This is a genomic window from Ruegeria sp. YTSC325 (assembly GCF_059609525.1).
In genome coordinates this window covers 13,877-26,323 of sequence record NZ_JBXWLY010000008.1, presented here as the reverse complement: position 1 = coordinate 26,323, position 12,447 = coordinate 13,877, and the positions used below count along the sequence as shown (strand labels likewise).

At 52.7% G+C, this 12,447-nt stretch carries 11 protein-coding genes and 1 riboswitch; of the genes, 7 read left to right on the top strand and 4 right to left on the bottom strand.

Features of this window, described 5'->3' with window-relative positions; translation table 11 throughout:
* Positions 1–115: 115 nt before the first annotated feature.
* Entirely contained in the window at positions 116–730 is a 615-nt protein-coding gene (locus AC2FF7_RS12740; RefSeq protein ID WP_496905729.1) for an FMN-binding negative transcriptional regulator, read from the bottom strand.
* Positions 731–785: 55 nt separating this feature from the next.
* A riboswitch (FMN riboswitch) is annotated at positions 786–934 on the top strand.
* Between the two features lie 68 nt (positions 935–1,002).
* Between AC2FF7_RS12740 and AC2FF7_RS12735 the strand changes: the two genes are divergently transcribed.
* The 5 genes from AC2FF7_RS12735 to cobO all read left to right on the top strand — a co-directional run bounded on the left by AC2FF7_RS12735 (position 1,003) and on the right by cobO (position 4,952).
* Positions 1,003–1,443: a 6,7-dimethyl-8-ribityllumazine synthase gene (locus AC2FF7_RS12735; protein WP_353392648.1), complete on the top strand. Its 441-nt coding sequence runs from the start codon at positions 1,003–1,005 to the stop codon at positions 1,441–1,443.
* A 124-nt stretch (positions 1,444–1,567) separates the two neighbouring features.
* Positions 1,568–2,668 carry a chorismate synthase gene (gene aroC, locus AC2FF7_RS12730; protein WP_353392647.1) on the top strand — a complete coding sequence of 367 codons (1,101 nt, stop codon included), beginning with the start codon at positions 1,568–1,570 and terminating at the stop codon, positions 2,666–2,668.
* A complete protein-coding gene (locus tag AC2FF7_RS12725; RefSeq protein ID WP_496905728.1) occupies positions 2,652–3,326 on the top strand; it encodes an HD domain-containing protein in 675 nt (224 codons plus the stop codon). The genes aroC and AC2FF7_RS12725 overlap by 17 nt, the downstream gene beginning before the upstream one ends.
* A 32-nt stretch (positions 3,327–3,358) precedes the next feature.
* Positions 3,359–4,294: a DMT family transporter gene (locus AC2FF7_RS12720; protein ID WP_496905727.1), complete on the top strand. Its 936-nt coding sequence runs from the start codon at positions 3,359–3,361 to the stop codon at positions 4,292–4,294.
* Positions 4,295–4,352: 58 nt separating this feature from the next.
* Complete coding sequence (gene cobO / locus AC2FF7_RS12715) at positions 4,353–4,952, top strand: cob(I)yrinic acid a,c-diamide adenosyltransferase (RefSeq protein WP_496905726.1); 600 nt, start codon at positions 4,353–4,355, stop codon at positions 4,950–4,952.
* A gap of 53 nt (positions 4,953–5,005) precedes the next feature.
* Here cobO and AC2FF7_RS12710 read toward each other — a convergent pair whose 3' ends face one another.
* The 3 genes from AC2FF7_RS12710 to AC2FF7_RS12700 all read right to left on the bottom strand — a co-directional run bounded on the left by AC2FF7_RS12710 (position 5,006) and on the right by AC2FF7_RS12700 (position 6,998).
* Complete coding sequence (locus tag AC2FF7_RS12710) at positions 5,006–5,338, bottom strand: hypothetical protein (protein ID WP_496905725.1); 333 nt, start codon at positions 5,336–5,338, stop codon at positions 5,006–5,008.
* Positions 5,339–5,478: 140 nt separating this feature from the next.
* A complete protein-coding gene (locus tag AC2FF7_RS12705; RefSeq protein WP_496905724.1) occupies positions 5,479–6,099 on the bottom strand; it encodes a hypothetical protein in 621 nt (206 codons plus the stop codon).
* 44 nt (positions 6,100–6,143) lie between these two features.
* A complete protein-coding gene (locus AC2FF7_RS12700) occupies positions 6,144–6,998 on the bottom strand; it encodes a 6-hydroxymethylpterin diphosphokinase MptE-like protein (protein ID WP_496905723.1) in 855 nt (284 codons plus the stop codon).
* Positions 6,999–7,497: 499 nt separating this feature from the next.
* Here AC2FF7_RS12700 and glf point away from each other — a divergent pair, with 499 nt between their 5' ends.
* Positions 7,498–8,667: a UDP-galactopyranose mutase gene (gene glf / locus AC2FF7_RS12695; protein WP_496905722.1), complete on the top strand. Its 1,170-nt coding sequence runs from the start codon at positions 7,498–7,500 to the stop codon at positions 8,665–8,667.
* A gap of 96 nt (positions 8,668–8,763) precedes the next feature.
* Positions 8,764–12,315: a glycosyltransferase gene (locus AC2FF7_RS12690; RefSeq protein ID WP_496905721.1), complete on the top strand. Its 3,552-nt coding sequence runs from the start codon at positions 8,764–8,766 to the stop codon at positions 12,313–12,315.
* The last annotated feature ends 132 nt before the right edge of the window (positions 12,316–12,447 follow it).

The following is a 12,447-nucleotide window of genomic DNA, read 5'->3' as shown; positions in this document are numbered from 1 at the left end:
TTCGCTTTATCAAAGACTATCTCGAAGATGAAACGGCCCGTCCCAACATGAGCGTAAAGCTGAAAAAAGGGGCCGAGGACATCGCGGCCTACCTGGCAACGTTCAGCGACTGACCCTAGCGCTGACCTCGCATCAGCGCGGTCAGCCTCGAAAGCTCTGAACCGATCCCCTCTGCCACCTGATCCGCTGCGGCCAAGCGCACGGCTTCGGGTTTGTTCTGGTTCAGCTTCCATGTGCCCTGAATATCGTTGACCTGCATCCGGCACGGCACGATCATGCGCATCATCCGGTCCAGTGCATCAGGGGTCATCTTGCCGGTTGTCCAAGCTGGTTTAGGCAACAACCGCTGCTCATAAAAAGCCGACTGACGGTCCAGAAGATCCCGTAATTCATCATGCGGGCGCAGTTCCAGCTTTCCCGTCAATTGAACGGCGACATAGTTCCACGTAGGCACCTGATCTTCGACCCCGTACCAATCGGGTGAGACATAGCCGTCCGGCCCGGCGACGGCGATTTTCGCCGCGCGCGGGACTGTCAGCGCGCGAACAATCGGGTTCGACCGCACAAGATGCAATTCTGCAACCGTGCCATCTTCGCTCAACAGGAAAGGCACATGACTGATCAACGGAGCGCCTTCGGTGGACAGCGCCAACACGCCAAAGGCCCGCGCGCGGGCAAATTCGACGCTTAGGGCCTGATCTTCAGAGCGGAAAGCCGGGTTTGGGTGCATATCAAATCTCCTAACGGAACGCCTTGCAGATTCGCGGCGATCTTGGCAAGGTCCGCGTCGTTCTCAGGGCGGGGTGAAATTCCCCACCGGCGGTATGCGGGCGCTGATCCGTAAGCCCGCGAGCGGCCTCGGTACACGAGGTGACAAGCAGATCTGGTGAGAAGCCAGAGCCGACGGTTACAGTCCGGATGAAAGAGAACGCGCAGCGTGCCCCTCGGCGCGGCTGCTCGTGATCGCCTTGGGTGACGTGTCTGTTTACGTAGGAGATCATGATGACACACACCCGCTATGCTTTCGTCAAAGCCAACTGGCATTCCGATATCGTTGATCAGGCGCTTGAAGGGTTCCTGCAACTTATCCCCGCCGACCAGATCGACGTGTTTGACGTCCCCGGCGCGTTCGAAATGCCCCTACTGGCCCGCGACCTGGCGCAAACCGGGCGCTATGCGGCCATCGCCTGTGCCGCTTTTGTGGTGGATGGTGGCATCTACCGGCATGATTTCGTAGCGCAGGCCGTGGTCGATGGGTTGATGCGCGCCGGGATGGACACGGGCGTTCCGGTCCTGTCGGTCTCGCTGACCCCGCATCAATATCAGGAAACTGACCACCACAACGCGATCTACCGCGCGCATTTCGTGGAAAAAGGGCGCGAGGCCGCGCAGGCTGCACTCAAAATCACCGAAACCCGCGAAAAAGTTGCGCAGGCGGCCTGATCTTCATCTTTTCGCAAATACTCAAACGCGCTGCCCACAGGGCAGCGCACCCCGCCCCAACCGCAAATCCGCTTGAGGCCAGAGGCTCTCCCCGCTAATCACAACCCTCAAAGGAGCACGCCCCATGTCGATGAACAGTTTCGGACACCTCTTCCGCGTCACCACTTGGGGTGAAAGCCACGGCCCCGCCTTGGGGGCGACGGTGGATGGTTGCCCTCCGGGCGTTGCGATCGACGAGGGTATGATCCAGCATTGGTTGGACAAGCGTAAACCGGGTCAGAACAAATTCACCACCCAGCGGCGCGAGCCCGATCAGGTCAAAATCCTGTCCGGCGTGTTCGAGGGGCAGACAACCGGCACGCCCGTTCAACTGATGATCGAGAACACCGATCAACGCTCCAAAGACTACGGCGATATCATCGACAAGTTCCGTCCGGGTCACGCTGATATCACCTATTGGCAGAAATACGGCATCCGCGACTATCGCGGCGGCGGGCGTAGCTCGGCGCGCGAAACCGCATCTCGTGTTGCCGCTGGAGGATTGGCGCGCGAGGCCATCAAACAGATCGCGCCAAATGTGCAGATCACCGGCTATATGACCCAGATCGGCCCACACAAAATCGACCGCGCCAACTTCGACTGGTCGCAGATCGAACAGAACCCGTTCTGGACACCCGACGCCCAAGCCGCTGACGACTGGGCCGCCTATCTGGATGATCTGCGCAAATCCGGCAACTCGGTTGGCGCTGTGGTCGAAGTCGTCGCGCGCGGCGTCCCCGCAGGGATAGGCGCGCCGGTTTACGCCAAGTTAGACACTGATCTGGCCGCAGCGATGATGTCGATCAACGCCGTCAAAGGCGTCGAAATCGGCGAAGGCATGGCCGCCGCAGAACTGACCGGTGAGGCCAACGCCGATGAGATTTTCATGGGTCAGAACGGCCCACAATACAGCTCCAACCACGCGGGCGGTATTCTGGGCGGCATCTCGACCGGACAGGACATCGTTGTGCGGTTTGCAGTCAAGCCGACCTCCTCCATTCTGACGACGCGCAAGACGATCACCAAATCGGGCGAGGAAACCGAGATCATCACCAAAGGCCGCCACGACCCCTGCGTCGGCATCCGCGCCGTCCCGGTGGGTGAAGCGATGATGGCCTGTGTGATCCTTGATCATCTGCTGCTACATCGCGGCCAGATCGGAGAAAACCGTGGACATATCGGCTGACCTGCGCGGCCGCTTGCGCGGCGTCGTCGCGCAGCGCATGGAAACAGACCCGGCCCATGATCTGGCCCATCTGGACCGCGTCTGGGTGAACGCACAGGCCATTTCTGATGACCGGACAGATATGACTGTTCTGCTGGCGGCCAGCTATCTCCACGATCTGGTAAACCTGCCAAAAGATGATCCGGATCGCCATTTGGCTTCACGTAAATCTGCCCTGGAATCAGAGCCTATTCTGGGGGGTTTAGGTTATAGCCGCGCCCAGATCGACGCCACCAAACATGCCATTGAGGCGCATAGCTTTTCGGCAAATATTCCGCCCGAAACGCCCGAGGCCCGCATTCTGCGCGACGCCGACAGGCTGGACGCATTGGGCGCCATCGGGATTGCACGGAACTTCTCGGTCTCGGGCGCTTTGGGGCGCACTCTGTATCATGCAGCTGATCCCTTTGCCGCTGATCGCACACTAGATGATCTGCACTTTTCACTGGACCATTGGAAAGTGAAATTGCTGAACTTGTCCGACGATATGCTCACCGAATCCGGACGGCAGATTGCAAAACGCCGTACCGCGCGGATGATCCGGTTTCTGGAAGACTTCGCCGAAGAAATCGGCAGTGAACTACCCAATACATGGATAAACGGCGAGGCCACCCGTTGATCTTTGCCGACTAAAGGCGCAGGGTTCGGCCCATGGCAAAATTCTTAACATCGCATCGACCCGTCTTGGCGGTGGGTCTAAAGCTGGGCGCTTTGTTCCTGTTCACGGCGATGGCTGCAGTGGTCAAAGCGGTGTCGGATGACTTTCCGCCCGGCGAAATCGTGTTCTTCCGATCACTTTTTGCGATACCGGTCGTCGTTGGCTGGCTGCTTTGGCGCGGAGAACTGGCACAAGGTCTAATCACCAGAAAACCCATGGGGCATTTCTGGCGAGGGGTTCTGGGAACGTCAGCCATGGGACTAACCTTCACCGGTCTGGCTTTACTGCCCCTGCCTGAGGTTACGGCGATTGGGTATGCCACACCGATCTTCACCCTGATTCTGGCGGCCTTCATGTTGGGCGAACGTATTCGTATGATCCGCATCGGCGCAGTCAGTCTTGGGCTGCTCGGCGTATTGATCATGATATGGCCCCGGCTGGGCGGCAACAACATGGAAAGCACAGCGGCGATCGGGGCGCTTTGCGTTTTGGTTGCGACGATGGCGCGTGGGTTTGTACAAATCCACATCCGACAATTGGTGCAGGTCGATCACCCCGCCGCCGTGGCTTTTTACTTTTCACTGACAGCAACCCTTTTATCGTCCTGTACGGCCTTGTGGGGCTGGACGACACCAACCCTTGAACAGACTCTGACATTGGCAGTTATAGGAATAACAGGCGGTGTTGCTCAGATTTTGGTGACGACGTCTTACAAGTTCGCGCAGGCCTCCATGCTGGCGCCTTACGACTATACAACGATGCTGTTTGCCGTGGTTATCGGTTACGTTTGGTTCGACGAACTGCCCACACTCGTCATGTTGATCGGTGCCACTTTGGTAATTGCGGGCAACGTTGTGGTTATCCTACGCGAACGTCAGCTGGGCTTGGAACGCAATAAAGCCCAATCTGCAACCGATCCCAAGACCTGATCTTTACCTTTGCCGAACTTCACCTAGGTTGGGCGCAACAGAATGAAAGGTTCCTCTCATGAGTGACGCGCAGGATCACAAGGAAAAGATGCAAAAGGTGCAGGCCCAGCACCGCAAGAAAGTATCCGAGGCCGTAGACCCGGATCGCGGGTTAGTCTTGATCAACACAGGCAAGGGCAAAGGCAAATCCTCAGCTGCGTTTGGTGTAGTGATCCGGGCGCTTGGCTGGGGTCAGAAAGTGGCCGTGGTGCAGTTCATCAAGGGCAAGTGGAAAACGGGCGAGCGCCGCTTTTTCGAAGAGCTCGATCTGGTCACCTGGCACACGATGGGCGAGGGCTTTACCTGGGACACTCAAGACCGCGAGCGTGACATCGCCGCCGCCAACGCGGCCTTTGACAAAGCGCGGGCGTTGATGGCCAGTGGCGAATACGACCTTGTGGTGCTCGATGAGATCAACATCGCCCTGCGCTATGAATATCTGACGGAGGATCAGGTGATTGACGGTCTGAACGAACGGGCAGTCAAGACTGGCGTGTTCTTGACGGGCCGCGACGCGCCGCAAGCCCTGCGAGACTATGCCGATCTGGTCACGGAAATGACCGAAGAAAAACACCCGTTTCAAGCTGGCATCAAAGCCCAGCGCGGCGTGGACTATTAAACTTTGGGATAAAAGAGCGCCCCCGATCATAAGTCTGGGGCGCTCTGATCCTATCAAATCGCACGAGACTTCGGGTCCAGCGTGATCGACCAAAGCTCGGTATCGGCGCGGTCCATCAAGCGTACCGTCATCTGTTCGGTTGCACCGTCGATATCCACCAATCCAAAGAACTGAAGGCCAGCGCTGGGCGGCAGGTTGGCCCCCTGATCCTCAGTCGGGGCTTTGACGACTTTGACTTCGGGACCAAAGGTCCCATCCAGCGCGTTCGGACCAAAGGTTCCAGCGTGGAAAGCTGGCGGGTTAGTCCTAAGAAAATTGAGAACTTGTGGGGCTAAGAAGGCCTGTACTTGCCACATCGGCGCAAGAAGCAGCGGCGGACCTATCACAAAGACAGTTCTGTCATCCAGCTTAGGCAATACAACCGAAACCGGCTTCGTAATACCCTGAATATGCGCCCGACTCTGCCTGAAACTTTTTCATAGAAACGCCAAATTACTGGCACTGAAACTGGGGGCTAGACAGTAAGTTAAGAAAAAAATCGTCCGCTGTTTTTCAGTCTTCTAATTACTTCACGTTCCTCACTAAAAGTACTGTCAAGGATTTCCAAGTCTTCTTCGTCGTACAATGCATCGTATCGCAATTTGTTGGGGTTAGCGTTTACAGACGGTAATCCAATCGGACCAAGGCCAACTTTTTGAGATACGCGTTCAAACTCTTTATCCAAATTCGCAAAGCTTGCGATCTTCGTTATAATAACGTTGCCTTTGTTATCGAGTGCATAGTGCTGAATCCCCTGTTTGTCCAAGTAAGAACTTCGAAGGTATTCTTTGAAAGACATTCCATTTGCCCATTCATACGCTTTGGGATTTCGGTCGTTGTGGCGTTTCGCATGAAAAAAATAGGACGCAACTCGTTCGGTGTACGGACGGTCAGCCAATAGTAGGACCTCTTCAAATGAATTGAAGCGTTCAGCACCCCACTCATGTTTAACTGCTGCAGCGGTAGAATGTTTCCAGAGCGCCCTTTTTTCTTGGCCCTTGGCGCTTCTAGCTTCCCCCGTGCGTGTATAACCAAGATAGTCGCAGCGACTGTCCCCAAGCACTTCAATGAGAGTCTTGCAGAATGCTGTTCCACCACATTTGCGCAAGTGCCATTGCCCCGATGAACCAGAAACCAATCATGCGGAAACAATTATACTTGACCAGTCAAATTGGGCCTACCACTCGAGCTACGGGCTAGGACACTCTCCAGTTCTTCCCTCTCAAAGACATTCAGCCTCGTGCGTCTAGAACAATTGACAATGCGTACACCCAATTTTTCCGCTTCCGAGCGGGCTTTTGCATAGGAAACCTCCAGAACATGCAAATTTGGTGAGTGCCATTTTTCCCCCGGAAGGCGATAAAGCGGGTGAAAGTGGTTCTGCTCTCCGTCGCTGACCATAACACCCTTTTCGCCCTCAGAGACTTTACCGTCGGTATATTGGTGGTCCAGACCCAGCAGGCAGATTTCTGTGAAACCCATGGCTATCGCTAATTGTATCTCGGTGTAAACGATTGTTGACCCCCACGCGATCCCGCTGGTCAGGTCTGGATTGAACTCTGGGAATTCAGAATCTTCCAGCGGGTTATCCCAATTTTTGGGTGGTATCAAAGGAAAACACACCGCACCTTCAAATCTCTTAGTGTCAGAAAAAAAATTGGCCGGAAACAGTTTTTTGCATCCAGACAGTTTTTGTATTTCATCAAGGCACTGAGTAAAAACCAGCTTATCTTCAACACAATAGAAATTGGGACGCCAGGATGTTTGATCGTAAATCAGAAAAATTTTATTGGAAGCAAACGATATCTCATCCTTTATCTTTTCAAGGTCCGAAGCGGTAAGGCTTGGGCCATTCCCAATGATAAAACATCTATTTCCGGCGTATTTTTTGGTCAATCCGTTTAGGTAGTTTTTATCCCGCTTACTGACGTTTGAATAAATTCTGGTGCGATACCCGGGCACAAAAGCACGCTGCAACTCTCTTTTGATTTTCCATAGTGGAACCATGATAATTTACCGAGCTCCAAACTTGATAACCTTTTGAGCGGCCATTAGTTCTAGTGACAACGAGGCAGTTTGAGCAAAACTCAATGTTCCACTCATCGCGCGACCTTAAGCAACCCATACAGGGTTGTCCAGAAGACAGCGCGACCAGAGATCGTGTTGGAAATGAGTTCGTAGTATTACTCAAGTCGTCGCAAGAGAACTAGGATCTACTTCCGTGGCAGCTCCCCGTTGGAGCGAAAGCAAAAAACAGGCCTTGGTCATGAATCGTCTTCGGTGGCTGCTCATTTCTAGCTTTTCAGCTGCCTAAAAGGGTACGCCGGGAAGACGGGCGATTGTTGTTTCTGTGGATTCTTGCGCAGATTCTTGCCTCTAATCCATACTGTTTAGCTGCGTCGCCTTCGCGGCCTTGGGGCACCGGGCAGATCCCACAAGTGTGATTGCGTAAAGACAGGTACTCTATTAACACTTGCGCTGATAAGACCATATGGTTGGGCAGGGCATGACAAAAAAATATCTGATGGTGGGGACCGGGCTTTCAGGTGCCGTAATCGGGCGCCATTTAGCCGAAGCTGGGCATGATATAACTATAGTCGACAGCCGCGATCACATCGGTGGGAACTGTCATACTGCCCGCGATCCTGACTCCGGCATAATGCTCCATGTGTACGGCCCACACATTTTCCACACAGATGATGACGAAGTGTGGGGCTACGTTAACCGGTTTGAGGAATTCCAGCCCTTTAAAAACCGGGTCAAGACGACCTCTTGTGATCCAAGTGGCAAGCGAAGCGTATTTTCCCTTCCGATCAACTTACACACCATCAACCAGTTTTTCGGCAACACAATGCGGCCGGACGAAGCCAAAAAATTTATCGCTGAGGAACAGGCCGATAGCAGCATTGATGTTCCAAAGACCTTTGAAGAACAGGCGCTACGGTTTGTTGGTAAAGATCTGTATGAAGCCTTTTTCAAGGGTTATACGATCAAACAATGGGGTATGCACCCGTCAGAGCTGCCTGCCTCTATCCTGAAACGGCTACCGGTGCGTTTCAATTATGACGACAATTATTTCTTTCATAAATTCCAGGGCATGCCCAAAAACGGCTATAGCGCGATGATACAGGCGATTTTGGATCACCCCAAAATCACGGTTCACCTAAACACAAGTTTCACTCGCGCGATGGGGGAAGTTTATGATCACGTGTTCTATTCCGGTCCGCTCGACGGGTACTTTGATTTTGATTTGGGGCGTCTGGGGTATAGGACGCTCGATTTCGAACGGTTTGATTACGACGGGGATTATCAGGGATGCGCTGTCATGAACTATGGTGAGGAAACCGTACCTTACACCCGCATTACTGAGCACAAGCATTTCGCACCTTGGGAAGAACACGAAACCTCTGTCTGTTATCGTGAATTTTCGCGCTTGGCAGAGGCTGACGATATTCCCTATTACCCGATTCGTCAGGTCAAAGAAAAAGAACTGCTGACCGCGTATGTTGATCTTGCCAATGCCACTCGCGGCGTAACGTTTGTGGGCCGGCTTGGTACGTATCGCTATCTTGACATGGATGTAACAATCCGAGAGGCGCTGGATACCGCCCGCGGGTTCGAGGCTAAAGTGGCTAACGGTGAAGAAGTACCGGCATTTTTTGTCAAACCCGTATAGCAATTGCCTTGCAATTGCGATCTAACGTATTGCGTCGTCGACCCGATCAGAAAGAACTTTCAATGAAAAAAACTTTCGGTAACGAGAATTTTCGAGATGTCTAGAAACGCAATTGTTTTTACAGCCAACACCATGCATGTGGCGCAAGCCAATTTGATGATAGAGTCCCTGTTCGACCCGGAAAAAGGTAATTTCAATGGGGATTTGTGGGTCATCTCTACCCATCTGAGCGCAGGGTGCCAGGAATACCTCGAAAGCCGTGGAATCCGCTTTCTGATCAATCCACTTACCAGCTTCCAGAACTGGAAATACCGTCGTGACATAGCTCGATCTCAACCTGAATTCCTGCGTGGAAAACTGGAAGAAGACGACGCTTTTCTTCTGTACCGCAACAAGAGAATGAGCAAGCTGATCATCAATGATTGGGTGGAAAAGTTCGGTCGAAACTATGACGCTGTGGCGTTGTGCGACAACGATCTTTACTTTCAGCGTGATATAAATGACCTGTTTCATCGTACCGCTCAGTCTGATCCAGATGCGTTATGGTATTGGCAGGAAGAAAACAGAAATTTGCCGGGCACCAACCTGTGGATGAAAAATGCCCACTATTCCCGACTTCACGCAAGCGACGGGTTGGATTTTGGCCAGCATGAAATAAACATCGGGTTTGTGATCTCTTCCCCCAGGGCAATGCGTTCGATATTCCGACAGGTCGAAGCGCTTTTCTCAAGCTGTCACATCGAACTGTTCCGGGACTGCCTCTGGCACGATCAGGATCTGGTGCGGTTGATCCGGGCCCAGGATCCCAAGCTGTTCCGCTTGTTTGAGGAAGGGGATGTCCTGCATCTGTGCAACGGCGGGGAAAATCTGCTGGACGAGCGTAGCCCGCAAGAGTTCTTTCACAAAAAAACAAAAGAAAAACCGTATGTTGTGCACTTCGCGGGTGGCGCTTGGAGGGGCTATCGTTCAATCGCACCATCCTATTTGGTCGACCAAAACGCATATTTCTTTGTGGAAGAGCAAACGGAACGGTTCGATGAAATCCGCCAGTTAACCGATTACGACCCGTTTGACGTCCCATCGCCGTTTTTCACTGAGCACAACATAAAGACTAAAGCCGCGGCTCGTTCAGAATGGATGAAGTTGACAGCCGACAGCCAAAAGAAGCGGATGCTGTTCTTTTCCTGGCTCGACACCGGTAGTCATCGTCCACTGCGCGGCGCATTGAAGGATTTCCTCGACAACAACGCTTTCGACCTAGCGGTGATCGACGGAAACGTAAACACCAATGACAATGACGGGCAGATCGCCGAGGATTTGCCTGACCTGTTGGCTCATGTGACACGCACGGTTTTCAATAATCGTTTTGGCCGCCAGTTCGGACTTAGACGAAGCGACATTCCCGAAGAGGCAATTTCGGATGCGATCGCCGCTTTGATCAAGGAATATGGATGTTCGCAAAGAAATGCCCGTGCAGTGGCGAACGCGGCATATATTTATTTAAACAAAGCAATATCTTTCTACAGACCGGATGTGGTTGTTGGCTGGGGCGCATTTTTGTTGTGCTCGCGAATCCTCAGGCAAATCTGCAAGCAACGTGGCATCCCGTTTCTAACCATGGAGCTCGGAGTTCTTCCAGAAACACTAGCCTTTGACTGCTTGGGTCACATGGGCGAAAGCTGGGTCGCCCAAAATTTTGATGCCTTTAACGCATTGCCGTTGGCGGATGCCGACAGGTTAGCCGCCAAAAATTATCTCGAGAAGACCCAGCGTGAACGGCCAACGCGGAACGTCAAAATCGATGTTTCGCCATCTATTTCGAACCAGCTTTTGAGGCTGAAAAATTCAGGGAAAAAGGTTGTCGCTTATATCGGCAGCAATTGTGCCTTTTCCGGCCATGTACCCTACGACGACACCGCCCGGGCATATCATTCACCTTTTTTTAGCGATAATGACGATGTGGTTCGCAGCTTGTCTGACGCATTTTCGGGCGATCCGGACACCCATCTGATCTACAAGCCGCATCCCATTTCGATAACGCGTGGCTTAGACCTGACCGATGAGTACCCCAATGTGACAGTCCTGAAGGACGTGAACCTTGATGACTGCCTGCAGATTGCCGATCTCGCGCTGGTCAAAGTTTCGCAAGGCAACTACGAAGCACTTTTGCGGGACACTCCAGTCTTAATGCTTGGGCGCAACCAATTGAATGGCTCCGGCGCGGTTTATGAACTGAGCAGCAGGGATGCTCTCAGAGATGATGTTTTGAACGCTCTTCAGACCGGCTTAACGTCAGCTCAAAAGTCGTCATTCGAAGATCATGTCGCGCGGCTTTTAAAATACTACGTTTATTCTGTTTCTGGTGCAGAATTTGGTCGACCGCAGTCACATGTTTCGAAAGACATTGAGGCGTTGCTAGACGCATCCGGGCCTAAGCATCTGGAAGCCGAACAAATTGCCCTGAACATTCATAACAAGGCTCCGCAGCTTGTCGAGGGAACGCCCGCTCTTTCGATCATCATGCCGGTTTTTAACGGCGAGCAATATCTGGCCGATTGTATCGGGTCGATACTTTCACAGAGGTTTGCTGACTTTGAACTTCTCTGCGTGAACAATGGCTCTACTGATGGTTCGCAGGAGATTCTGGACTATTTTGCCCGCCGGGACACGCGTGTGAGACCGCTCTATCAAGAAGAGCCCAACCAACGCTCGGCTCGTAACCTTGGGGTGAAACACGCAAAAGGCGCTTACTTGCACTTCTTTGATTGCGACGACCTGCTGGTCCCTACTGCGTATGAAGAGCTTCTGTCAGCGATGCAGGAAACGAAAGCGGATGTGCTGTATTTCTTTTTTGACGAGCTTTACAATGCCTCCAAAACGGGCCGGCCAAGGCATCGCGAATTTCAGAACTATTTGCCGCGGCAGGGGCTTTTTGCGATGGAGGAGCAGCATAAACGCCTGTTCGCGCAATATCCCTTTCCTTGGGCAAAGGTGTTCAAGGCCAAATTCTTTCGCGACAAGGACCTCTATTTCGATCTCGACTGCGCCAATTTCGATGACAACCCGCAGAACTTGCGCACCTTGCTTTCGAGCCAGAACATATTTGTGCTCAACAAGCCGTTTTACAAGTTTCGAATAAACCAAAACTCAATGACCCAATCGGTCAATCCGCGTGTGATAGGAATGCTGGATGCTGTCCGGCTGATGAATGAAATTTATACCAAATTCGGGCGCTATGACGAGTTCCAAAAATACTACGTTCCTTACAAAATACACCTTCTGCACTTTGCCTGGACCCGATTGCCGGAGGATTTGAAAGAGGCTTATCTAGCTGACATCCCAGATCTTTTCCTTTCCGGAGACGATGATTACTTTGAACGTGACGACCTCGCGTCGATGTTCTCTTACATGTCGCCGGAAAAAATTGAATTTACACGCTCTGCTTTACGCGGCGAGATTCCGAAGGCGGTTTCAGGGTTGCGAAATACCCCGCCGGATGGCGGTTCACGGAATACCGGCTGGATGCGCCCAAGGACAGAAAAGTTAAAAAAGCATAAACGTATCTTTAGGTCTTCAAAACGCTATGCGCGCGGCTTGGCTCGTTCCTTGAAGCGTGCGTCTCGCACTTTGCGGGGTCGTCGCAAATAAGAACCCTAGAAGCTTCGATGCCGTCCAAAACGGAGGTCTAGATACCGGACGACCTGATGTTTCGGTCGTAAGTTTTAACAAAATCGCCGAGCCAAGGCTAAGAGTTGTTGGACGCGAACCGCCGAAAACCTA